Source organism: Paraburkholderia sp. SOS3, from assembly GCF_001922345.1.
Lineage (GTDB): Bacteria > Pseudomonadota > Gammaproteobacteria > Burkholderiales > Burkholderiaceae > Paraburkholderia.
Map to the genome: position 1 here is coordinate 1,443,266 of NZ_CP018812.1, position 23,101 is coordinate 1,466,366.

Sequence of the window (23,101 nt, forward strand, 5' to 3'; positions counted from 1 at the left end):
ACCGCGGGCGCACCGCGGGCGGCCCGCGGGCACACCGCGATTCACACAAGGTTGCCGTGCAGCGCTTCGCGTGCCGACGCGAGAATTTCGTCGGACAGCGGATCGCCGCTGACTGCGCGTGCGAGCGTCAGTGCGCCGATCAGTATCGACAGCCGTGCGATCGCGCGCTGCCGGACCTTTTTCGAGCGGCGCAAACTCGAGAATGAAACCAGCACGTCGATCATCGAGCGCAGACCGCGAAGGTAGACGCTGCGAATCGGCTTGTCGACGCTCTCGCGGCCGACGTCGGCCGCGAGTCCCGCGGCCGCGCACGACAGACCCGGTCGATCGCGCTGTGCAGGGCTCAGATAGTGCTTCGCAAGCGCATCGACAAGCGCCTGTTCGTCGGCATCGGCCCTGATCAACGAACGCCACCGCGAAACCGATTCTTCGAACGCATGCGCGCAGGCGATGGCAGCCAGTTCGTCCTTCGATTCGAAATGGCCATAGAACCCGCCGTGCGTGAGGCCCGCGGCCCCCATGATGTCGGCCACCGACACGCCGTTAAGCCCATGCTCCTTGAACAGACGCGCGGATGCCGCTTCGATGACGGCACGGTTCTTATCGGCTTGTTCGCGGGATACGCGCGGCATGGGGATTTCTCCAGAAAGGGTGCGCAGAGCATAACTGAGACCGTGCGGGCACGTTTGCGACGACTACGTATATTGAGCGAGACCGTTACCGAACGACCAGTTTTCCTTCGCAACTTCGACAAGACTGACAAACAGGTCTTCGCGTCTGAGGCCGATACGCGCATGCAACCCGTCCGCGAGCGCCTTATAGAACGTACGCTTCATGTCGACGTCGCGCCCTGCGTTGAGCGTGATCTGCACGATCACGCATTGCGCGGACCGTTCGATGCCCAGATAGGTCGGGTCGGCCACGAAATCACCCGGCTTGTGTTCGCTGACCACCATGAAGCGGTCGTTGGCCGGCACGTTCAGCGTGGTGGTCATCGCTTTGTAGACTTCTTCGGTAATGGCGCTGCGATATTCCGGAGATTGCCCTTCGGCAAGGTCGATGCGTACGAGCGGCATGATGAATTCCTTGATGTGAGTGGTGTCTTGCGCTCGCAAGACACAGGCTGCGGTTCACATCATAGATTACGAACATAATTTATACAATAAATGTTGAGTGTAATTTATTGAAGTGAGCGCCGGCGCGTGTCGATCTCGTCACGTACCTTGCCGAGAATTTCGAGCGAGCGACGGCGCGCGTCGAGATCGTAGATAAACGAAAGCGCCATGAGCTCATCTGCGCCGGTCTCTTCGATCAGGGCGAGCAGTTTTTGCTCGACTTGCCGAGGGCCGCCGGTGATCGCCGCGCGCAGGGCGGCATCGAGTCGCGGACGCTCGTCGCCGGTTGGCAGCGCGTCGAAATCGGATGTGGGCGGTTGCAGCTGCACGAACGGCGTGCCGCGCATGCGGCGCAGTGAAAGTTGCTGCATCGAAGAAAACAGATACCGCGCCTCTTCGTCGGTTGGCGCAGCGGTTACGACGCCGGCCACGATCACATACGGTTTGTCGAGCACGGCTGACGGCTCGAACGCGGACCGGTATGCGGCAATCGCCGCGTCGCGTGCATCGGCGCCGATATGCGTGGCGAACGCAAGCGGCAGACCCAGTCGCGCGCCTTGCTGCGCGGAATATGGCGACGACGCGAGCACCCAGATCGGCACGTCGAGTCCGGCGCCGGGAACGGCGCGTACCTTGCTTTCCGGCTCGGGCTCGCGAAAGAACGATTGCAGCTCGCGCAGATCGTCGGGAAAGCGTTCGCGTGCTTCCTGAGTCGAGCGCAACACCTTTGCGACCTCGTCGGCGCTGCCCGATGCGCGGCCGACACCGAGGTCGATGCGGCCAGGGTACAGCGATTCGAGCGTGCCGAACTGTTCGGCGATCACAAACGGCGTGTGATTGGGCAGCATGATGCCGCCCGAGCCGACGCGTATCGTCGATGTAAGCCCGGCGATGTGTCCGATCACGACCGAAGTCGCCGCGCTCGCCACCGTTTGAACACCGTGATGCTCGGCCACCCAATAGCGCGCAAAGCCGAGCGTTTCTGCGAGGCGCGCCATATCGACTGTCTGCCGCAACGCGTGGGCCGCCGTCTCGCCTGAGCGGATCGGCGCGAAATCGAGGATCGAGAAGGGGATGGGATTGGGCATCGCGTGTCTCCACAGAGTCGCTTGGGATTGTTTGATCCGAAAGACTGTAGCTGCCATGTCTGGCGGTAGCGTGCGCGTGTGCGAACTGGCCGTGCGGCGAGGCGAATCGAAGAACGGTGGACATCGCTGTAGTGAACAGCCGTCCAGTACGGGGCCGATACATTGGGACACAAATCGGTTCTGTTGCGCCATGCAGCGGCATCCGATGGCGCACGCGCCATGCGAAACTGCGATCGACCAGTGGAGTCCGAAATGACGAGAGCCGCCTACCGCAGCAATTGCAGCCTGATGCTGACCGCGCTCGCCGATGAAACGGAGCCGCACCCTCGCGACCTGCTCGATAACGCGGTCAAGTTTTCTGGCGCGGGGGAGTTGAGAACCGATGTGGCTAACGACAGGTAGGTTTCGATCGGCGTGCTCGATCGCGGACCCGGTATCGCGCACGATCAGCTCGAAGCGGTGGTCCAGCCGTTTTACCGCGGCGACGCATCAGGGCATCGGCGCACCGGCGGCAGCGGACTCGGGCTCGCCGTTGCGAAACAACTCGCACTGGCAATGAATGCGACGCTTGGATTGAATAGCCATGCAGGCGGCGGGCTCGAAGCGCGGCTGGTGCTCGAAAAGCCCTTCCAGAAGCGATTATCCTGTGGCAGGGTCGAGCCGTAAGCCCTGACTGCGATTGCTTCAGTGTGGCCGCGCCATGCGGCTCACACCGAGCGAGCGGCGCCCATCAGCTACCGAAGTAGATATTGCAGAAGCTGGTCGGGCCGACACACGAGTTCATGGCCCCCGAGTGCATCATCGGCTTGCCGGATTGCGACGAACCATAGCTGGGCGTGCCGCCGACAGCGTCATTCGTCGTTTGCGCGGAATCGGCCGCACGTGCCGCATTCGATGCGCCGTTTTGGGCCGCGATCTTTGCTTCGGCAAGCTGAATGTCCTGCGGGTAGGTCGCGTCGGCCGCGGTTTGGGGATTGTAGCCGGCCTGTTCGAGTTGCACGAGTTCGGCGCGCACCTGCGCGCGGGTCAGTCCGTGATCGGTGCTTTGCGCAAAGCTCAGTACAGGAGCGGTAAGGGCAGCAACCGTGACCAGAAGAGTGGCGATCGTTTTCATGATGGTGTCCAGTGTCAAGCGAGTCGTTAAGGCGCGGCGCGGGCGTCGTGCCGCAGGTTCAAGCCGGTGCGAGCGCCATTCGATCAGCTGCCGGCGTAGACATTACAGAAGCTGTTCGGGCCGACGCAGTTCGACGAACCCATCGGCGTCGTGGCAACGCGCTGACCCGACTGGCTCGTGCCCGCGGCGACGCCGCCAACGCTACCGTTGCGTTGCTGCATTTGCGCGACCTGTTGCGCGAAGATCGGGCTCACGTCCGGATACGACGCCTCGGTAACGAAGCGCGAACCGTTGTTCTCGGCCTGGATCAGTTCGGCGCGCACTTCAGCACGCGTCTTTTCGCTCGCCGATGCGCTGTTGACGATGCCGAACGACGTAAGAGCAACGAGGGAAAGGCCGATAAGCGTTTTCGTGTTCATTTGGATATCCTAAATAGAGTGAAAAGAAGTTTCCGGTTCATCTGGGCAAACATTGGTGCTTCGCGTTTTATTCCGGTTATTTCCGTTGCATCCGCCGTGTTTGTCGCTGGATGCTACGAGTTGCAAAACACCGTATCGTCTGAATTTATTCCCGACTGTGTTCGCGAGCTTGACTGCGTGCTACATAGTGACGAACAGGACCAAACCTTTCTTTATTCCAACTTTTTTTCGGGGAAGCGCATTTGAAGCCGGGAAAGGGCGCGCAGAGGGGCGGGAAGCCGGGCAAGAGCCGGGCAAACGCGGGACAGAAGGCGGGGTAAAAGCGGGAGCCGCGCGCGCCAGTTGGCCGATTTGGGCTGGTTTGGCCAACGGGCGCAAGACTGTTTTAAGTCGGGCTGCCAGGGCAGGCCAGGCCCGCCGCCGGGGCGGCCGGCCTATCAGGAAGAAGCCGCCGGGTGCTGCAACAGCGCCCGCACGCGTTGCTGGAGATCGGGCGCATGCAGCAGATGCGCCGGTTTCACCAGATGCCGGACTTCGACCATCAGGCGGTGAACGTCAGGGTCCACCGCTGCAAGCTTCATGACCCCCACCTGATATTCGCTTCGTTGCTGCATGTCGGCCGGCCGTTCGCCTTTTGTTTGCGGATAAGCGAGATCGAGCGCGGTCGTTCCCGACCACGGCACTTTCACGAGTTCTTCCATCTGCTTCAGAAATACCGGTCCGATCGATTCGAGCGAGTCGGAATTGCCCTCTGCCTTGGCGAGCAGGCGATGCAGTATGACGGCCTCCTTTGCGGCAACCGTCATGCCCTGGCCGAACACCGGATTTGTACTGCAGACGGCATCGCCGAGCGGCAGCAAGCCGGCCGGAAAGCCGGCGACATCGGCGAAATGCCGCCAGCGGCTCTGCGCATAGCCGAAGCGCACGATCGGCGCTTCGCGCCGGCCCCGGCGCAAAGCAATGCCGATGGCCTCGGTGGGCAGGCTGTCGGCGAATGCGAGGTAGGCGTTGTCTTCGGTGGGCGGCACGTCGCCGAGACGGCCGGCCAGCACCGCGTCCCATAGACCGTTCTCGCGTTTCACGAGGAAGCCGGCACGGCCCTGTTCCGGCGCCTTGCCGTGCACCCACGCCTGTTTGAAGTCCGGTTCCGCGCCGGCCGGAAACGAGTAGACCGTCGTGCCGTAGGTCAGATCGGCGCTGACCGCGGTTTCCGCGGGTGTGGGACGGCCCGTCGCCTTGAGGAAATCGAGCGTCGGCACGCCGCGGCCGCTTGCATCGATAACGAGTGTCGAGTTCAGTTCGTCGTGTTTGCCTTCGCGCGATTCGAAGCGTACGCCGGCTGCCCGGTTGCTCTCGTCCGCAACGATGCCGATAACGCGGCTCAGTTCGCGCAGCTGGACGTTTTCGCGTTTGCGTAACTGTTCGCGAAGCACCGCTTCGAGCAGCGGCCTCGACAATTGCCAGGTGTAAATGTTCAGTTCGCGGCGCGGCAATTTCGGCGCGCCGGCCAGTTCGAAGTGCGCATCGGCGCCCGCATCCGCCCGTTGCGCGCCAACGGCGACGAGCTGCGTGTGAAACCCCGGAAACAGTTCGGCAAGCGCGGCTGCGCCACCGGACAACAGAACATGAAGATGCCGGGTCTGGGCGGCGCCGGGCCTCGGGCGCGCGTCGGCGGGCAACTCGTCGCGCTCGAGCACGACGACCTGGCCGAAGTGATTGGCCAGCGCGGCGGCGGCGGCGAGGCCGCCGATACCGGCGCCGATCACGACCGCGCGTTGTTCTGCAAAGCGTTTGTTCATGCAGGCTCCGTCATTGAATAGCCGACCGGCGGTACGATGGACCGATCTGCTGAACCAGTAACACCTGGCGCGAGGCGCTTATTCCGTGGCGCGTTTAACGGTATACGGTACGCCATCCTACATATCGGTACCCGCACGTTTGCATGAGCCGGTGAACTGTTGCCGCCGATGACGATCCGATAGCTCGGATAGAATGTTTTCCTTACATCGTGATGGTGATGCCGTTGGGGTCGGGTAGGAGCACGAGCGAAAATGGAAGGTATCTGGAAGTTTCAACTGAGGGTGAGCGTTTCGGCGTCTCTTGCCGCGGCGCTGCGCGGCGACCCTTCGTGCGCGGCGCATGCTGCGCTTCATGATGTGCTGAAGCGGCATGATGCTTCGATGATGTGTCAGTACGACGCATTTGCCGAATATGTCGAGGAAGCGCGGCGTTTCGGACCCGAAAAATATCCGCTCTACGAGTGGACGCGCGACACGATCGAAAATCCGGAAAAGAAAGCGAAATACCTCGAAACCTTTACCGTCTACGTCGGCGACGAAGCGATTTACGACCGGCAGACTGCCGATTCGCTGGAGGCGCAACTATCGGCGCTCGTCGATCGCGAAGCAATCAGAAGCATCGCGCGGTTCGACACGAATCCGGCCAACAATCCCCAACCGCCCTCGGCCGGGCGCTGACCGGCGGCATTTCTCGAGCCGTGCAACAATCCTCACGCGCGTGCCGGGCGCCCGAGCCTGCGCGGCTGGAAGGGCATGCGCGTTCGGCGAAATCCCCCTGAATTCCGGAGAAACAGAAGATGAAAGCTGTCGGTTACTACGACCCCCTCGCGATTACGGATCCGAAAGCGCTGATCGATATCGACTTGCCCGAGCCGAAAGCCGGCGAGCGCGATCTGATCGTCGAGGTACGCGCGGTATCGGTGAATCCGGTCGACACGAAAGTGCGCAAGAGCCGCAAGGCCGAAGGCAACGTGCCGGTCGTGCTTGGCTGGGATGCGGCAGGCGTCGTGCGCAGTGTCGGTTCGAAGGTGACGCTGTTCAAGCCCGGCGATCGCGTCTGGTACGCGGGTACGCTCATGCGGCCGGGCACGAACAGCGAACTGCATGCGGTCGACGAGCGTATTGTCGGGCGCATGCCGGACAGCATCGATTTCGCGGCCGCCGCATCGCTGCCGCTGACCGCGGTTACCGCCTGGGAAATGCTGTTCGACCGGTTGCGCGTGCCGACGCTTGCCGACGCGGGGGCCGGCGGCGCGCTGCTGATTATCGGCGCGGCGGGCGGCGTGGGCTCGATCATGGTTCAGCTCGCGCGCAAGCTCACGGGCCTTACCGTGATCGGCACCGCATCGCGCCCCGAAACGCAGCAGTGGGTGAAGGACCTCGGCGCGCATCACGTGATCGATCATGCGAAGCCGCTTGCCGCCGAGCTGGCCCGCGTCGGCGTGCACGAGGCGAAATACGTCGCGTCGCTCACGCATACGGACCAGCACTTCCCGCAGATCGTCGAGGCGCTTGCCCCGCAAGGCCATTTCGGCCTGATCGACGATCCGGAGATGATCGACGTGCGGCTGCTCAAGCGCAAGAGTGCGTCGCTGCACTGGGAGCTGATGTACACGCGGTCGATCTTCGACACGCCTGACGTGATCCGGCAGCACGAGATTCTGAACAAGGTGGCCGAGATGGTCGATAGCGGCATGCTGAAAACGACCACCGGCGAGCATTTCGGCAAGATCAACGCCGAGAATCTGCGGCGCGCGCATCAACTGCTCGAAAGCCATCGTGCGAAGGGCAAGATCGTGCTCGAAGGCTTCGGACAGTAACGCCTGTCATATTCACTTTCCGCTTCGTTGCATATGCAACGAAGCGGTGTAACCGGTAAGCGCCGGATCAGCGCGTTGCCGTTGCGATGAAGCGGATGCCTTCGTTGATCGTGCAACGATACGAGCCGCGCGAGGTTGCGGTGTCGGCTCCGTTTGCGGCAAACGCGGTATCGATGGTGACGGTGTTGTCCGGCGTCACGTGGTAGCGCACGTATTCGGTCGCCGGATGATTTTTCGGGTCCAGCGTTCGGTGTTCGTCGATAAACGCGATAAATCGTCCGTCCGGAATCAGAAACGAATTGATGCTTACGCCGCCGCGAATCGCGGGGCCGGGCTTGCCGCCTTCGGTCGCCGTGCAGCGGCTCATGTCGAGCCGCACGTTCACGACACTGTGGCCGTCCATCAGCGTCTGCTCGAGCGCCGCGTAGTTGGCGAGCGCGCCGTCGGCGGGGGCGGCGCTGGCGTTCTGGCCGAATGCCGCGGCCAGCGCCACGATCAGCGCAGTACCCGCCATGCGCCGCGCGCCGCGCGCCGCGGATCGATTGTTGTTCAAATTTCGTCGTGCAGCCGTTTGACGACCGTTCATCGTTACGTCCTCGCGAGAGAGTGAAGTGAGTCGAACTGTGGGGTCGAACTGTGCGTTCGACTTCGTTGAACACCCGTACCCGCAGGTTTATTCCTGGCCGACCGCTGCCGCAAAACGCGCAACCATCGCATGAACAGCCTATACGCGAGTATGCGTTGCGTATGCAGATGAACGACTGCGCGAGACTCACCGACAATGGCCGACTTCGCAGAGGATGTCTAAGCTTGGTTCATCGGGCGTGCGGATCGGTCCGTTTATGGGCCCGCCAGGTTCGGGAGCTGTCATGAATGTCTTGCATCATTGGATCTATGTCGGAAGCAACGCGTACGACGAGTACACGTTCGTGCCGTGGCTCAACAAGAATGTCTACCGGCGCACCGTCGCGCTAAGCGAGATCTGCATTCAGTAAAGCGGTGACGGCGGGTTTGCCGGCGCTTGCGCATGGCGCGCAGCGGCACGCGGGGCGGCCGGAGTTCGTCGATTGCGATCGCGGCTGGTGCGGCGTCGCGGCGTCGAGCCGCCTCACCTCGGCTGCAAATGCGCTACGCTTCCAATAGACTGTGCGCTGCGCGCGAGGGGCCTACGGCATACGGGGCCGCGTGTCGCATGGCGAATCAAACGTGCCTGGCGCCTTTTCTGTCATAACTATCCAATCAAAGCGGGGGACGCATTGCAAAGGGTCATCCATTTCCGGCTATCGGCCGGCGTCGCGGTGCTTGCGCTGACGCTGTGTCTGCATGCGAGCGGCGCGGTTGCGCAACAGGCGCCGGACACGTCTGCCATGCCGTTCCATAGCGACGACCCGGCGGCCGTGCGCGCGGCGCTCGCCGACAAGCCGGAAGACGGCGGCAAGCGTACGCTGCGCAGCCGTCTGCATGATCTCGTTGCCGCGCTTCCGCACGGCGCGGCGCATGGCGCGGCCGCGTCGAGCGCCGACCCCGCACAGCGCAGTTTCGTATTCGTCGTGGACGCGCCGCTCGGCATTCTTTACCGGGCGAAGACGCGTGTGCTGACGGTGGACGTACCGCTCGCCGATGACGACCGGCCCGGCTACATTGTGCTGAAGAAAACAGTTACGGGGAAAAGCGGCCGGCGCCTCGTCATCGCGCCCGACGCGAAAGCAAAAGGCTACGTGCAGCACATCGACCGCATCGACCTAGCAACGTCAGCCAGGCGGACCACCGCGCATGGCCGGCTGCGACTTTCGCACACGGCGTTCAAAGCGGCGAACGGCGATTTCGCCGTGGCGATCCGGTGCCACCTCGTGCCGCCGTATATGACCGACGTGCACACGCACCAGGATCCGACCAACGAGGAACCGACCGACATCACGACGCGCATCTCGACCTTGCATGCGGACGTCGATGAAGTGTGGCTGATCGACGTCAGCGACGGCACCGTGCTCACCACGAAGCTGAGTCTGACAAAGTAGAAGGGGACTACCGCACCGCGAGCTTCTCGACGAGAAAGTCGACGAGCGCGCGCACGCGCGACGACAGATGCCGCGCGTGCGGGTACAGCAGGATGAACGGCCGCGAGCGCCCGCCCTTTTCTTTGAGCACTTCGACGAGCCGCCCAGCACGCAAATCGTCTTCGACGACGAACCGGTATGTCTGAAACAGCCCCGCATCGTGGCGCGCGAGTGTCGTGCCGGCCAGCACATCGCCCGATGCGCCGTAACCGCCGTGCGGTACGAGTTCGAGTTCTTCGCCGTTGTCGTTGAAAATCCACGGCACCGGGCGGCCGCTGCTCGGCAGCTCGAACGCGATGCAGTCGTGCCTCTGCAGTTCGTCGATCGATTGCGGCGTGCCCGCGCGTTTCAGATACGCGGGCGAAGCGACGATCACGAGCTCCGCGTCTTCGAGCTTGCGCGCGATCAGGCTCGAATCGACGGGCGCGCGGCCGCGAATCGCGAGGTCGAACGCTTCGTCGGCGAAGTCGATGTTGCGATTGGACAGGTGCGATTCGACCTGCACATCCGGAAAGCGCTCGCGGAACTCGGCGAGGATCGGCAGTACGCGGTAGTGGCCATACGGCGTCGGCATGCTGATGCGCAACAGTCCGCTTGGGGTGGCCTGCTGGCCCGTCACTTCGCGCTCGGCGTCGATGAGCTGACTCAGCGCGGACCGGCACTGTTCGAAGTAGTGACGGCCTGCGTCGGTCAAGCGGATTTGCCGCGTCGTGCGCACGAAGAGCCGCACGCCGAGCCGTTCCTCGAGCCGTGCGATCGAACGGCTGACAGCCGCCGGCGTGACGCTCGCGGCCGTCGCGGCGAGCGTGAAGCTGCCCAGTTCGGCGGCAAGGCAAAAGAGCTCGATACTGCCCAGCAGGAGATCGTCGAATTGTCGTTGCATGAAGAGTGAGCTGTGGGACGAGGACGCTTTGCACACCGGGTAGCCGAGCTTACCACTTGCCCGCCGTCGTGCCGCTGACGGCCGCGAACGCCGCGCCAGTCGTGAATCGCGTGTCGGCCCGATACCGTGCTGCGTCGTCGATATCCTGCGTTGTGCCGATGGCAGCAGATCGAGCCGATGCGTAGACGCGCGGCCCCCCGCCTCACGACTCGAACTGGAATTGCTCGAACCCGTGCAGCCTGCTTTCGATCGCGGCCTTCAGCGGCTGCCGCCTGCGCGTGCCGATCCAGTTCCATTGCTGGATCTGCAGCACGCGGCGCTCGCGGTCGGCTTTCAGGTCGATCGCCGCGACGATCTCGTCGTCGACGAGCACGGGCAGCGCAAAGTAGCCGTACACACGCTTTTCTTTCGGCACATACGCTTCGAAGCGGTGGTCGTAGCCGAATAACAGATTGAGCCGCTTGCGCTGGATGATCAGCGGATCGAACGGCGACAGGATATGCACCCCTTCCACGTGCGCGGGAATTGCGGCCAGCGTTTGCGGCGTCGCCCAATGCTCGAGCTTGCCTGCGCCTTCTATCGCGACCGGCACGAGCAGCCCGTTGCGCACGCGCGAATCGATGGCTGCGCGCACGAGCGGCTTGCGCTTCGCGTTCAGATGACAGACCGAGTCGAGGCTCACGACGCCTTGCGAGCGCAGCGCGCGCTCGAGCAGATAGTCGGTGGTCTCCTTTTCCGTCGCGCGCCTTGGCGGCCGTTCCCAATTGAAATGCCGTTCCATCAGCTCGTAGGTTTTCAGCATGCCCGAGCGCTCGCTGATGGTCAGCCTGCCCGTATAGAACGCGAGTTGCAGCGCGCGTTTCGAGGGTTTGCGGCTGGCCCACGGGTGATCTTTTTCGACCGGGATGTCGTCGTCGATATCGCGGATCGACAACGCGCCGTTTTTGCGGATGCGCGCGATGACCTTGCGCAGGTCGGAGGGCGTGACCGAATCGAACCAGGATTTCGGCGCGATCTGATGCAGCTTCATGTCCGCGAGGTAGTACCTGAGGTCGCGCGTCGGCACATACGAAAGCGCGTGCGTCCAGTATTCGAAAACCGTCTTGTCGACGCTTTGCGCCTGGCGCAGATGCTCGCGCCGATAGGCGGGAATGCGGCTCCACAGGATGTGATGATGGCAGCGCTCGATCACGTTGATCGTATCGATCTGCACATAGCCCAGATGTTCGATTGCCGCGAGCGTGGCGCTTGCGTCGGCGCCGAACGGTTCGGCCGTATCGAGCCGCTGCGCGCGCAGCCAGACGCGCCGGGCCTCGGCTTGCGTGAGCGAGGCGGAGGCGGGCGTGGCGGACGTGCGCGGCATGATCGTTGGTGGGCGATTCGGTTGGATCGATTTAATCGGGTATGCCGATTTTAGGCGAAACACGGCTGGCGCGCGCAAGCTGAACAGGTCGATCGAGCCGCTGCAAGGCGATGTCGATGCGGACGAACTTCGCGATCGTCGCCGCGCCGGGCCGCGTCGATGTCGACCGGATGACGTAATCGCGCGAACCAGCTCGCACCCTTGCCGCCCGTATTAACAAAATCCGAACGCGACCTTAAGAAATAACAACTTTGTAAAGCCGGCCGCGCGGTGCATAGTGGTCGCCAAACCAGCATATTGGCCGGAGACACCTCGATGCCAGAATCGACCCCCTCGTTGGACGCCTGGGTGGGCCGCAGCGAATCCCACGACGACCATGTGTCCGCGTTTCCTGTCACCGCGCTTGCAGCGACGCTCGAGCGCGACGTGGCTTCCGGCACCGTGCCGCCGCTATGGCACTGGTTGTACTTTCTGCCGGTCGCGCCGCTTTCGGACGTCGGCCCCGACGGCCATCCGAAGCGCGGCGGGTTTTTGCCGCCGGTGGCGCTGCCGCGGCGCATGTGGGCCGGCGGGCGCCTGACGTTCCACGCGCCGCTCGAAGTCGGCGGCACGGCGACGCGCACCTCGACGATCGAAAAAGTGCATGAAAAAACCGGCCGCACCGGGCGGCTCGTATTCGTGACCGTTGCGCATCGCATCACGCAGGCGGGGCGCCTTGCGATCGAGGAAGAGCACGACATCGTCTATCGCGATCCGCCGTCGCCGTCCGAAGCCGGCAAGGAACCCGAGCGGGCGCCCGGCGGCGAGCGCTGGAGCCGCGAGATCCGGCCCGACCCGGTCATGCTGTTCCGCTACTCGGCGCTGACGTTCAACGGCCATCGCATTCACTACGACTACCCGTACGTCACGCAGGAAGAGGGGTATCCGGACCTCGTCGTGCATGGTCCGCTGATCGCTACTTTTCTGATCGACCTCGTGCATCGCGAAGCGCCCGGCGCCGTGGTGCGCCGCTTCGAATTCCGCGCGCAGCGTCCGACCTTCGCGAACCGTCCGTTCAAGGTGTGCGGCGTGCCGTCCGCGGACGGCAAGACCGTCGAGCTGTGGGCGAAGGATCACGAAGGCTATCTGACGATGCGCGCGACCGCGCAGCTTGCCTGAGCGCGCGGCCTGTCCGTCCCGCCGTCCCGCCGACCCATCGACGTTCCACGCAAAAACCGATCGACCCGATTCATCATGCAGACCACTCATTCAGATTCTTTCACCGACATCCGCGAAGCGGTCCGCGACCTGTGCGCGCAATTCACGGCCGAATACTTTCGCAAGATCGACGAAGTGCGCGGCTACCCCGAAGCCTTCGTCGACGCGCTGACGAAAGCCGGCTGGCTCGCCGCGCTGATTCCGCAGGAATACGGCGGCTCGGGTCTCGGCCTCACGGAAGCCTCGGTGATCATGGAAGAGATCAACCGCGCGGGCGGCAATTCGGGCGCGTGTCATGGCCAGATGTACAACATGGGCACGCTGCTGCGGCACGGATCGCAGGAACAGAAGGAACGCTATCTGCCGAAGATCGCCAACGGCGAACTGCGGCTGCAATCGATGGGCGTGACCGAACCGACCACCGGCACCGATACGACGAAGATCAAGACGACTGCGGTTCGTCGCGGCGACCGCTACGTGGTGAACGGCCAGAAAGTGTGGATTTCGCGTGTCCAGCATTCGGACCTGATGATCCTGCTCGCGCGCACGACGCCGCTAGCGGATGTGCAGCGCAAATCGGAAGGGATGTCGATCTTTATCGTCGATCTGCGCGAAGCGATCGGTCATGGACTGTCCGTGCAGCCGATCATGAATATGGTCAATCACGAGACCAACGAACTGTTTTTCGACAACCTCGAAATTCCCGCGGAAAACCTGATCGGCGAGGAAGGCAAGGGCTTCAGGTACATCCTCGATGGGCTCAATGCGGAGCGCACGCTGATCGCGGCCGAATGTATCGGCGACGGCTACTGGTTCGTCGACAAGGTTTCGCAGTACGCGAAAGAACGCATCGTGTTCGGCCGGCCGATCGGGCAGAACCAGGGCGTGCAGTTTCCGATCGCGCGTTCGTTCGTCAATGTCGAAGCGGCGAGTCTCATGCGTTTCGAAGCGGCGCGCCGCTTCGACGCAAACGAGCCTTGCGGCGCGCAGGCGAATATGGCGAAGCTGCTTGCCGCCGATGCATCGTGGGAAGCGGCGAACGCATGCCTGCAATTCCACGGCGGATTCGGCTTTGCATCCGAGTACGACGTCGAGCGCAAATTCCGCGAGACGCGCCTGTATCAGGTCGCGCCGATTTCGACGAACCTGATCCTGTCGTACGTGGCCGAGCATATCCTCGGCCTGCCGCGCTCGTTCTAAGGAGCCGATCATGCGACCTCTCGACGGCATCAAGGTGGTGACGCTCGAACATGCGATTGCCGCGCCGTTCTGCACGCGCCAGCTCGCGGATCTCGGCGCGCGCGTGATCAAGGTGGAGCGTCCCGGCGCCGGCGATTTCGCGCGCGGCTACGACGAGCGCGTGAACGGCATGTCTTCTCACTTCGTGTGGACGAACCGCTCGAAGGAAAGCCTCACGCTCGACGTGAAGAATCCGGAGGCGGCAGCGATTCTGGCTGCCTTGCTCGCCGATGCGGACGTGCTCGTGCAAAACCTCGCGCCAGGCGCGGCCGAGCGCCTGGGCCTCGGCTACGACACGTTGTCGGCCGAACATCCGCGGCTCATCGTCTGCAATATCTCGGGGTACGGCGACGATGGCCCGTATCGCGACAAGAAGGCATACGACCTGCTGATCCAGAGCGAAGCGGGCTTTCTGTCGGTGACAGGCTCGCCCGACGCACCCGCGAAAGCGGGCTGCTCGATTGCCGATATCGCGGCGGGCATGTACGCGTACACGAATATCCTGAGCGCGCTGCTGCTGCGCGGCCGTACCGGCAAAGGCTGCCGCATCGACGTGTCGATGCTCGAAAGCATGGTCGAGTGGATGGGTTACCCGATGTATTACGCGTTCGAGGGGCAAACGCCGCCGGCCTTGTCGGGCGCTTCGCACGCGACGATCTATCCGTACGGGCCTTTCGTGGCCGGCGATGGCCGCACGGTGATGATGGGCCTGCAAAACGAGCGCGAATGGCGGCTCTTTTGCGACGACGTGCTCGGCCAGCCGGAACTCGCCACCGACGAGCGCTTTTCGTCGAACTCGAAACGCAGCGCGGCGCGCGATGTGCTGCGCGACATCATCGTGCAGGCGTTTTCGGGCATCAGTGCGGCGCAGGTCATGGAGCGACTCGACAAGGCCGGCATTGCGAACGCGCAGATGAACTCGATGCATGACGTGTGGGCGCATCCGCAATTGAAGGCGCGCGAACGCTGGACCTCGGTGCGCACGTCCGCGGGCGTCGTGCCGGCGCTGCTGCCGCCGGGGCTCGGTGAAAACTTCGCGCCGCGCATGGACGCGGTGCCCGCGCTCGGCGAGCACACCGATGCAATCTTGCGCGAACTCGGTTACGACGCGGCGCGCATCGCCTTGCTGCGCAGCGCGAAAGCGGTTTGATTCTCGCCGGGCGCGTTGCCCGCGAACACTGAACGTCGCACATCAGACACTGGGTACCGGAGACACACCATGACTGCCACTTCGTCCACCGCCGCGGCCAGCGGCCCGGCCAATCAGAGCGAAGCGCTCGCGAGCTTCGCCGCGACGCTCGCATTCGAGCGCATTCCGCGCGACGTGATCGAGCGCACCGTCAATCTTTACGTCGACTGGCTAGGCTCCGCACTGGCCGGCAAGGGCGCGCGACCCGTCGAAAGCATCGCCAAGTTCGCCCGCGCAACCGGGCCGTCGGACGGTCCCGCCGAAGTGCTGATCGACGGCAGCCGCACGTCGCCGTTCTTTGCGGCGATGGTCAACGGCGCGGCCTCGCATTTCGTCGAACAGGACGATGTGCATAACGGCTCCGTGTTTCACCCGGCCGCGGTCGTGTTTCCGGTCGCGCTCGCGCTGGCGCAGCAGCTTGGCGCATCGGGCCGCGAGATGATCACGGCCGCAGTGGCCGGTTACGAGGTTGGCATCCGCATCGGCGAATTTCTCGGCCGCTCGCACTACAAGGTGTTTCATACGACGGGCACGGCGGGCACGGTGGCGGCTGCGGCAACCGCGGGGCGTCTGCTCAAACTGTCGCCCGCTGCGATGCTCGACGCGTTCGGTTCCGCCGGCACGCAGGCCGCGGGCCTGTGGGAATTCCTGCGCGATGCCGCCGATTCGAAGCAGCTGCATACCGCGATGGCCGCCGCGAACGGTCTGATGGCCGCGCAGCTCGCAGCAGACGGCTTCAAAGGCGCGAGGCAGATTCTCGAAGGCGCGAAGGGCATGGCGGCGGGCATGTCGACCGATGCCGATCCGGCAAAGCTCGTCGACCGCCTCGGCGAGCGCTGGGCGACCGTCGAAACGTCGTTCAAGTATCACGCCGCGTGCCGCCATACGCATCCGGCCGCAGACGCGTTGCTCGACGTCGTTGTCAGCAACAGGCTCGAGCCGCAACAGATCGAACGCGTCGTCGCGCATGTGCATCAGGGCGCGATCGATGTGCTCGGCGCGGTCGTCAAGCCGCAGACCGTGCATCAGGCGAAGTTCAATATGGGTACCGTGCTCGCGATCGTCAGCCATTACGGTTATGCGGGCGTCAACGAGTTCGAACAGCACTTTCTGGCGGACCCGGTCGTTGCCTTTCGCGGCAAGGTCGAGATGGTCTACGACGAAGAGGTGGACCGCGCCTATCCGGAACGCTGGATCGGCAAGGTCAGCGTGTATCTGACCGATGGGCGCGTGCTGCACGGGCGCGTCGACGAGCCGAAAGGCGACCCCGGCAATACGCTGTCGCGCGATGAGATTGCGACGAAGCTCAGGCAACTGGTGAAGTTTTCCGGCGCGCTGGCCGAGGCGGATGTCGACACGCTGCTTGACGACGCGTGGCGAATCGTCGACGCAAAGCGCGTCGGGAATCTCGTCGCGCATCGTGTCGCAAGCGGCCGGACCAATCGTGCCAACCCGACGGCGGCCGCAGCATGAGCGCGCCGTGTTCGTATCTGTTCGTGCCGGGCAACCGGCCCGAACGGTTCATCAAGGCGCGCAGTGCCGGCGCCGATGCGGTGATCTTCGATCTCGAAGACGCAGTGCAGCCCGCCGAAAAAGCCCTGGCACGCGACGCGGTAGTGAACGGGCTCGATGCAGCAGCGCCGGCTGACGTACCGCTCTATGTGCGCATCAACGGCGCGCAAACCGAATGGTTCGCCGACGACATCGCGGCGCTCGCCGCGCACCCGGCCGTGGCGGGCCTGATTTTGCCGAAGGCCGAAGACCGCGAGTCGATCGCGGCGATCCGCAAGTGCGCGCATCGGGCGCTGACCGTGTCGCCGATCATCGAATCGGCGCGCGGTTATGCGCGGCTCGATGAAGTGTGCGGCGGCGTCGCGGTCGACCGGCTGATGTTCGGCACGCTCGATTTTCAGCTCGACCTCGGTATGGAAGCGAACGAAGACGAGCTCGTCGGATTCCGCTCGGGCATCGTGCTCGCGTCGCGCGTGGCGGGTCTCGCGGCTCCGGTCGACGGCGTCTCGACTGCCATCGACGATGCAGGGTCGGTCGAAGCCGACGCGCGCCGCGGCCGGCGTCTCGGTTTCGGCGGCAAGCTGTGCATTCACCCGAAGCAGCTTGCCGCGGTGCATCGCGCCTACGCATGGAGCGAAGCCGAGTACGACTGGGCGAAGCGCGTGTTGGGTGCCGTCGAAGCGAGCGGCGGCGCCGCGGTCGCGGTCGATGGCCGGATGGTCGACATGCCCGTCATTCTGAAGGCGCAACGGATCGCGGCCACCCCGCGCCGCGCCGAATAATGCATTCGGTTTTGCTGAACGCGGCCTTTGAAAAAAGCAAATTGCGTGGCTGCGGCTCAGGCGGCAATCTTTCCAGGTAGCGCAAAACGCATCGTCGTTCGCCCGATGCATGCAAGTGCTCGTCGAGAAGCACGGCGAACGATTTCGACCACAACCATAACGGAGACGGATTTGGCTATCGTCAATTCGGGCGCTCGCCTCGATCGCCTGCCCATTACGTCGTTTCACTGGAAGATCCTGTTCCTGATCGGAGCGGGCGCTTTCCTCGACGCTTTCGATATCTACCTCGCGAACGGCGCATTGGCCGCGATGGTGAAGAGTGGGTTTACCGATCTGCACGTCGGCTCGTTCTTTATTTCGGCGACTTTTCTCGGCATGATGATCGGCGCCGGCCTGTCCGGTTATCTCGGCGACCGCTTCGGCCGGCGCTATTCGTATCAGGCGAATCTGGCGATTTTCGGGCTCGCGTCGATTGCGGCTGCGTTTGCGCCGAATATCTACTGGCTTATTTTCCTACGGCTGCTGATGGGCATCGGCCTCGGCGCCGAACTCGTCGTGGCGGCGGGCACGCTCAGCGAATTCGTGCCGCCCGGTACGCGCGGCCGCTGGATTTCGCTGCTCGCGCTGATCACGAACTCGGGACTGCTCGGCGCGACCGCGATCGGCTACTGGGTGATTCCGCATCTCGGCTGGCGCTATATGTTCGCGATCGCGGGCGTCGGCGCGGTGATCGTCTGGGTGCTGCGTCACCGCATGCCCGAATCGCCGCGCTGGCTCGAGACGGTTGGGCGTCTCGATGAAGCGGAGGCGACGGTCGCCGCAATCGAGCGCGAAGTCGCGGCGAAGGTCGGGCAACTGCCGCCGGTCGCGCATGTATTCAATCATGAAGCACCGCGCGCACCGTTTTCGGCGCTGTTCGAGCGCGGCGTGATCGGCCGCACGCTGGTCGCAGCGCTCACGTGCATGGCGATCAATATGTCGCTGTACGGCTTCGTTGCGTGGCTGCCGACCTTCTTCGTGAAGGAAGGCCTGACCATCGTGCAGTCGCTCGGCTTCGTATTGCTGATGTCGTTCGGCGCGCCGGCCGGTGCGGTGGTCGGCTACTTTATCGCGGACCGTCTCGGGCGGCGTAACGGGCTCGTGCTGTTTTCCGTGCTGACGGTCGTGCTCGGCTACGTGTATGTGCAGATGCGCGACCCGGCGGCGATTTCGGTGGTCGGCTTCGCGCTCGTGACGGCGATCTATACGGTCTGCACGCTGGGGCTTTTCGGTTATATCCCGGAACTGTTCCCGACCACGCACCGGCTGCGCGGCACCGGCGTGGCGGGAACATGCGGGCGCGCTGCGTCGATGAGCACGCCGTATGTCGCGATCGTGCTGTACACGCATTTCGGCGTGACCGGTGTGGTGTCGATGGTGAGCGCGGTGCTCGTGCTCATGAGCGTCGCGATTCTCGTGCTGCGTGTCGAAACGAGCCAGCAGACGCTCGAAGCAATCGCGCCGGAGATCGTGCCGAACGAGGGCGCGACAGGAAGTCGTATCGATGCGGTGGTCAATCGCTCGACGCAGGCCTAGCGCGGCCCGTCCTTCAAGGGCGCAATCCTCAGCGGCAAGCTCGAGGCGCACTCCAAAGCCGATCGGCATCGGGAACGGAGTGCGCGACGTGGACCCGCGGTGCAACTCAATAAGCGCCGACAGTTTTGCGCTTGTATTTGCGGCGCGGCGTGCTCCATTCGGCACCGTCGCTGTCGCTGCCGAATCGGACTGGATCATTCATGTACGCGTTCAGCTTGTCGCGCGTCCATGATTCAGGATTACCGACCGTCGAGATGATTCCCGTGGTCGAGCCGCCGCCGAGCAATACCGCGAAGATGCCGCGCAGCGGAAAATCGGTGTACGCCGGAAGGCTGATGTCGAAAGGCTCGGAACGAATGAACATATCTTCCGCCGTCGCACCCATTTCCGCCTGAAAGGCCGACGGAAACTGCAGCGCGAGGATGGTCGGATGCACGTTGCGGTAGTCCGAGCCGATTTCCGGATCGCCCATCAGGCAGCTGCCGCCGGTGCCCCAATGCTGGCTGTCGAAATCGGCTGCAACGGCGTCGTTCGTATTCGGCGTGCGGCTCGCGGGAATCTGCCACGGCATCACCGGCAGTTTGAGTGCGCGGCTGATTCCTTTGCAGAAATCGAAGTAGCGGCTCCATTCGCGAGGGCCGTAGCAATAGCCGTTCACGTAAGCACGCTGTGTGAAATCGTCGGCTTCGTAGCGGTCGATAGCGAGGAAATGCGGCTTCCAGTCGCCGCTGTAGACGCCAAGGTTATCGACATAAGTCGCGGTTTGCTGTGCATAGGCAAGCGGATCGCTTTCGTCGTAGATCCATTCGGACCTGCCGACGCCCCACAGGTTGATCTGCCAGCCGAACACGATGTTCGGCGCGACCGTGTACACGAGCCAGTTCACGGCGGCGATATAGCCTTTGATGTCTTCCGTTATGCCCGATGGAATCGTCGCGCCGACCGACCAGTGATCGAGCGCGGTCTGCAACGGCGCGCGCACGGGCATGTTGTATTCCGGTTCGAACCCGCCTTGCTGGCACGCGCCCAGAAAATCGGGGTTGACGATAAAGCCCGCCGGCACCGGATGCGTGCTGTCGATCGTCAGGTTTGCCGTATTCAGGGAAAGAATCAGATTCGCGAAGCTGTGCGCATGTTGGTCGGCGTTGGCAAGCATGCCCGAGGTGTTGCCGAGCGACAGATTGCACGTATACGAAATCATGACCGGCAGCACGGGTTGACCGCCCAGCTGCGTTTCGACGGCACGCGCGAGCTTGATCGTCGTGCTTGTTGCCGTGTCTTCGGTGAGATAGGTGTTAGCGTCGCCGGCGCCGTCGTTGCCGGCATACTTGAAGACGGAGCACGCGCGTGCGCTCGCGAAATCGGCCTGATTGGACTGCGTGAGGTCCGCACAACCGCCGAACGACAGATAGGATGGAAACCCCGGGACGAGCAGATTGGCCGATGCTTCGATCGACACTTCGAGCGTCGCCGGGCTCGCGCCGCCGACGGCCAGCTGCGGTGGTGTCTCGACTGCATAGACGATGCTGCCGGACAGAAAATCCGCCGACGAAGCAGTATAGGTATCGGGTTTCACGGGTACGCTGAATCGCGTGAGCTGCGTTTCGACGGCGACGGTCTGCGTATAGCTCATGCCGGCGCCGGACAGCCGCAACGTGATTTGCTCGGGCAAGGTCGCATCGGCGGTCACATCGATCGATACGACGACGAATTCGCTTGTGTCGACGGGCGTTCGCTGGATCAGCGAATCGCTTATCTGCACTATCTGCAACTGGTTTGCGAGCACGACTTCGACGTCGGTGAAGCTGTAGCGGACGTTGTTCAACGACACATCGTCGATTGTCACGCGTGCGGTGCCGGAAGGCGGAAGCAGGCGCACCTGCGTGGTCGAACTGGTTCGGCTCGAAAATGCGGCAAGCGTTTTCCCGCTGGTGGCCTCGACGACGGTGACGTTCAACGTTTCAGTCTCGAGGCCGCTTATTGCGCCGATGGCGATATCGAGCGCGCCCGAGCGTTGCAGCTCACCGAACGACACACGCACGGGCACGGTTGCGTTCGCACCGATCGACATCTGGTCCGGCGAAACCACCAGCGGTGCAATCACGGTCTGATCCGCGGTGGCGACATTGTCTGCCTGAATCGTGTAGTCGCCTTGCTCGAGCGTCTGGTCGACCGTGCCGCCGTACTGCAGTGTGGTGGACGTGGTCGCGCTGCCGCGCTTGAACTGGATAACCGGCGCGACAACGGCAAGGGCCGGGTCCGGTGCCGCCGCGCACGAGATCGACGCGCTGCCGTTTATGTCCGGCGACTGGTCTGCTGCAATGACGAACGAATCGAGCCAGGCATCGGTGTTCTGCGTCAGATCGCCGTTCACGCCGATATTGATCTGGTCGCCGGCGTTCATCAGATGCGGCTCGTCGAAATCGAGTTTCAGCGCGATGGAGAACAGGTTCGCATCGAGCTGTGTCGATTCGGCGTTGACGGTCGTGGCAACCCATGAACCCGCAAAGCTTGGATAAACATCGGTGTCGCCGATTGCAGCCGGCGAGCTGAACGACATCGACAGATACTGGTTGACCTGCACCGGGCTTCCATCTTCATAGCGAAGATTGGACACGACCATCTGACCGTACCACTGCCCAGCACCCTGGGCGACGACTACATCGCATTCGATTTTCATAATGCCTCCAGGAACATCGTGTGATTGCGTACCTGCACCTGTAGGGCATCGATCCCATCGATCCGATATGGATGCCTAAATATCTAGATAACGGTCAATTCTCAATGCGTCCGGGTTCAGGTACGAACGATTATAGAAAGCAAAATGAAAAAAATCGCAGGGCAGTTCGGGAGACGTTCAGAAAGTGTTAACGCGTTGTCGTGGCAATGGCGAACTCGCGCGTGACAAGCCAAGGCGACGCAGAAATGCCCCGACGATCAGGGCGAGTGCCCGACCTCCGAGGCGTGCGTGCGGTGGTTCGGATTAGCCGAGCGCGCCGACCAGTTCGGGCACCGCGTTGAACAGATCGGCTTCGAGCGCGTAATCGGCGACGCTGAAGATCGGCGCTTCGGGATCCTTGTTGATCGCGACGATCACCTTCGAGTCCTTCATGCCCGCGAGGTGCTGGATCGCACCGGAAATGCCGACGGCCACGTACAGCTGCGGCGCGACGATCTTGCCGGTCTGGCCGACCTGATAGTCGTTCGGCACGTAGCCCGCGTCCACCGCGGCGCGCGAGGCGCCCATCGCCGCGCCGAGCCTGTCCGCCAGCGGTTCGAGCACCTTCGTGTAGTTCTCGCCGCTGCCGAGGCCGCGCCCGCCCGACACGATGATCGTCGCGCTCGTCAGTTCCGGGCGATCGAGCTTCGTCACTTCGCGGTTCACGAACTGCGAGATGCCGCGACCGGCAGCGGCCCCGATCGTTTCGATCGGCGCGTTGCCGCCTTCGGCCGCCACCGGGTCGAAGCCCGTCGCGCGCACGGTGATGACCTTGACCGGGTCCTCCGACTGCACGATCGCGATCGCGTTGCCCGCATAGATCGGCCGCTCGAACGTGTCGGGGCTGTCCACCGCCGTGATGTCGCTGATCTGCGCCACGTCGAGCTTCGCCGCGATGCGCGGCGCGATGTTCTTGCCGTAGGCGGTGGCGGGCGCAACGATGTGCGTGTAATTCCCTGCCGCACCCTGCACGAGCGCAAGCACCGTCGCCTCGACGTTTTCCGCGAGGCCTTCGGCCAGTTGCGGCGCGTCGGCCAGCAGAACCTTCGCGACGCCCGCGACTTTCGATGCGGCTTGTGCCGCGCCCTGTGCGTCGTGGCCTGCCACCAGCAGGTGAATGTCGCCGCCGATCTTCTGTGCCGCGGCTACGGTGTTCAGCGTCGCCGCCTTCAGCGACGCATTGTCATGTTCAGCAATTACCAGAGTCGTCATCTCGTGTGTCTCCGCGCG

General features: G+C 63.4%; 23 protein-coding genes. 12 read left to right on the plus strand and 11 right to left on the minus strand.

All coding sequences use genetic code 11. The features are described 5' to 3' along the window. Nucleotides 1–41: 41 nt before the first annotated feature. From BTO02_RS26425 to BTO02_RS26435, 3 genes are all read right to left on the minus strand, one after another. Nucleotides 42–632 carry a TetR/AcrR family transcriptional regulator gene (locus tag BTO02_RS26425; protein ID WP_075160090.1) on the minus strand — a complete coding sequence of 197 codons (591 nt, stop codon included), beginning with the start codon at nucleotides 630–632 and terminating at the stop codon, nucleotides 42–44. 63 nt (nucleotides 633–695) lie between these two features. Beyond that, nucleotides 696–1,076 (minus strand): tautomerase family protein, encoded by a 381-nt coding sequence (locus BTO02_RS26430; RefSeq protein ID WP_075160091.1) that lies wholly within the window; start codon nucleotides 1,074–1,076, stop codon nucleotides 696–698. A gap of 104 nt (nucleotides 1,077–1,180) precedes the next feature. Further along, the gene (locus BTO02_RS26435) at nucleotides 1,181–2,203 is read right to left on the minus strand and encodes an LLM class flavin-dependent oxidoreductase (RefSeq protein ID WP_075160092.1); all 1,023 of its coding nucleotides are present in this window, start codon (nucleotides 2,201–2,203) and stop codon (nucleotides 1,181–1,183) included. Between the two features lie 252 nt (nucleotides 2,204–2,455). Here BTO02_RS26435 and BTO02_RS35250 point away from each other — a divergent pair, with 252 nt between their 5' ends. Further along, nucleotides 2,456–2,605 carry a hypothetical protein gene (locus BTO02_RS35250; RefSeq protein WP_232243684.1) on the plus strand — a complete coding sequence of 50 codons (150 nt, stop codon included), beginning with the start codon at nucleotides 2,456–2,458 and terminating at the stop codon, nucleotides 2,603–2,605. Between the two features lie 12 nt (nucleotides 2,606–2,617). Next, on the plus strand, nucleotides 2,618–2,869 hold the full coding sequence (locus tag BTO02_RS35255; RefSeq protein WP_075160093.1) for an ATP-binding protein: 252 nt from the start codon (nucleotides 2,618–2,620) through the stop codon (nucleotides 2,867–2,869). 64 nt (nucleotides 2,870–2,933) lie between these two features. Here the strand turns inward: BTO02_RS35255 and BTO02_RS26445 are convergent, their stop codons facing one another. The 3 genes from BTO02_RS26445 to BTO02_RS26455 all read right to left on the minus strand — a co-directional run bounded on the left by BTO02_RS26445 (nucleotide 2,934) and on the right by BTO02_RS26455 (nucleotide 5,535). After that, entirely contained in the window at nucleotides 2,934–3,317 is a 384-nt protein-coding gene (locus BTO02_RS26445; protein WP_075160094.1) for a DUF4148 domain-containing protein, read from the minus strand. 83 nt (nucleotides 3,318–3,400) lie between these two features. After that, on the minus strand, nucleotides 3,401–3,736 hold the full coding sequence (locus tag BTO02_RS26450) for a DUF4148 domain-containing protein (RefSeq protein ID WP_075160095.1): 336 nt from the start codon (nucleotides 3,734–3,736) through the stop codon (nucleotides 3,401–3,403). Nucleotides 3,737–4,173: 437 nt separating this feature from the next. Further along, nucleotides 4,174–5,535 carry an NAD(P)/FAD-dependent oxidoreductase gene (locus tag BTO02_RS26455; protein WP_075160096.1) on the minus strand — a complete coding sequence of 454 codons (1,362 nt, stop codon included), beginning with the start codon at nucleotides 5,533–5,535 and terminating at the stop codon, nucleotides 4,174–4,176. Nucleotides 5,536–5,787: 252 nt separating this feature from the next. Here BTO02_RS26455 and BTO02_RS26460 point away from each other — a divergent pair, with 252 nt between their 5' ends. Both BTO02_RS26460 and BTO02_RS26465 read left to right on the plus strand, forming a co-directional pair. After that, on the plus strand, nucleotides 5,788–6,213 hold the full coding sequence (locus tag BTO02_RS26460; RefSeq protein ID WP_075160097.1) for a hypothetical protein: 426 nt from the start codon (nucleotides 5,788–5,790) through the stop codon (nucleotides 6,211–6,213). A 119-nt stretch (nucleotides 6,214–6,332) separates the two neighbouring features. Then, nucleotides 6,333–7,355 carry a zinc-binding alcohol dehydrogenase family protein gene (locus tag BTO02_RS26465; RefSeq protein ID WP_075160098.1) on the plus strand — a complete coding sequence of 341 codons (1,023 nt, stop codon included), beginning with the start codon at nucleotides 6,333–6,335 and terminating at the stop codon, nucleotides 7,353–7,355. A 67-nt stretch (nucleotides 7,356–7,422) separates the two neighbouring features. Here BTO02_RS26465 and BTO02_RS26470 read toward each other — a convergent pair whose 3' ends face one another. Beyond that, nucleotides 7,423–7,908, minus strand: coding sequence for a VirK family protein (locus BTO02_RS26470; protein WP_198039326.1), 486 nt, complete (start codon nucleotides 7,906–7,908; stop codon nucleotides 7,423–7,425). Nucleotides 7,909–8,224: 316 nt separating this feature from the next. Between BTO02_RS26470 and BTO02_RS35450 the strand changes: the two genes are divergently transcribed. Beyond that, nucleotides 8,225–8,350: a hypothetical protein gene (locus BTO02_RS35450; protein WP_269668047.1), complete on the plus strand. Its 126-nt coding sequence runs from the start codon at nucleotides 8,225–8,227 to the stop codon at nucleotides 8,348–8,350. 261 nt (nucleotides 8,351–8,611) lie between these two features. Further along, complete coding sequence (locus BTO02_RS26475; RefSeq protein ID WP_083615391.1) at nucleotides 8,612–9,373, plus strand: hypothetical protein; 762 nt, start codon at nucleotides 8,612–8,614, stop codon at nucleotides 9,371–9,373. 7 nt (nucleotides 9,374–9,380) lie between these two features. Here the strand turns inward: BTO02_RS26475 and BTO02_RS26480 are convergent, their stop codons facing one another. Then, nucleotides 9,381–10,295 carry a LysR family transcriptional regulator gene (locus BTO02_RS26480; protein WP_075160099.1) on the minus strand — a complete coding sequence of 305 codons (915 nt, stop codon included), beginning with the start codon at nucleotides 10,293–10,295 and terminating at the stop codon, nucleotides 9,381–9,383. 202 nt (nucleotides 10,296–10,497) lie between these two features. Then, on the minus strand, nucleotides 10,498–11,658 hold the full coding sequence (locus tag BTO02_RS26485) for a winged helix-turn-helix domain-containing protein (RefSeq protein WP_075160100.1): 1,161 nt from the start codon (nucleotides 11,656–11,658) through the stop codon (nucleotides 10,498–10,500). 315 nt (nucleotides 11,659–11,973) lie between these two features. Here BTO02_RS26485 and BTO02_RS26490 point away from each other — a divergent pair, with 315 nt between their 5' ends. The 6 genes from BTO02_RS26490 to BTO02_RS26515 all read left to right on the plus strand — a co-directional run bounded on the left by BTO02_RS26490 (nucleotide 11,974) and on the right by BTO02_RS26515 (nucleotide 19,152). Beyond that, on the plus strand, nucleotides 11,974–12,816 hold the full coding sequence (locus BTO02_RS26490; RefSeq protein ID WP_075160101.1) for an FAS1-like dehydratase domain-containing protein: 843 nt from the start codon (nucleotides 11,974–11,976) through the stop codon (nucleotides 12,814–12,816). A 75-nt stretch (nucleotides 12,817–12,891) separates the two neighbouring features. Continuing rightward, a complete protein-coding gene (locus tag BTO02_RS26495) occupies nucleotides 12,892–14,055 on the plus strand; it encodes an acyl-CoA dehydrogenase family protein (RefSeq protein ID WP_075160102.1) in 1,164 nt (387 codons plus the stop codon). Between the two features lie 10 nt (nucleotides 14,056–14,065). Next, complete coding sequence (locus BTO02_RS26500) at nucleotides 14,066–15,244, plus strand: CaiB/BaiF CoA transferase family protein (RefSeq protein WP_075160103.1); 1,179 nt, start codon at nucleotides 14,066–14,068, stop codon at nucleotides 15,242–15,244. Nucleotides 15,245–15,313: 69 nt separating this feature from the next. Continuing rightward, a complete protein-coding gene (locus BTO02_RS26505; RefSeq protein ID WP_075160104.1) occupies nucleotides 15,314–16,756 on the plus strand; it encodes an MmgE/PrpD family protein in 1,443 nt (480 codons plus the stop codon). Further along, complete coding sequence (locus BTO02_RS26510; protein WP_075160105.1) at nucleotides 16,753–17,577, plus strand: HpcH/HpaI aldolase/citrate lyase family protein; 825 nt, start codon at nucleotides 16,753–16,755, stop codon at nucleotides 17,575–17,577. Before BTO02_RS26505 ends, BTO02_RS26510 begins: the two co-directional genes overlap by 4 nt. 171 nt (nucleotides 17,578–17,748) lie before the next feature. After that, nucleotides 17,749–19,152 carry an MFS transporter gene (locus tag BTO02_RS26515; RefSeq protein WP_075160106.1) on the plus strand — a complete coding sequence of 468 codons (1,404 nt, stop codon included), beginning with the start codon at nucleotides 17,749–17,751 and terminating at the stop codon, nucleotides 19,150–19,152. Nucleotides 19,153–19,258: 106 nt separating this feature from the next. Here BTO02_RS26515 and BTO02_RS26520 read toward each other — a convergent pair whose 3' ends face one another. Then, nucleotides 19,259–21,832 (minus strand): hypothetical protein, encoded by a 2,574-nt coding sequence (locus tag BTO02_RS26520; RefSeq protein ID WP_075160107.1) that lies wholly within the window; start codon nucleotides 21,830–21,832, stop codon nucleotides 19,259–19,261. 303 nt (nucleotides 21,833–22,135) lie between these two features. After that, the gene (locus BTO02_RS26525; RefSeq protein ID WP_075160108.1) at nucleotides 22,136–23,083 is read right to left on the minus strand and encodes an electron transfer flavoprotein subunit alpha/FixB family protein; all 948 of its coding nucleotides are present in this window, start codon (nucleotides 23,081–23,083) and stop codon (nucleotides 22,136–22,138) included. Between the last annotated feature and the right edge of the window lie 18 nt (nucleotides 23,084–23,101).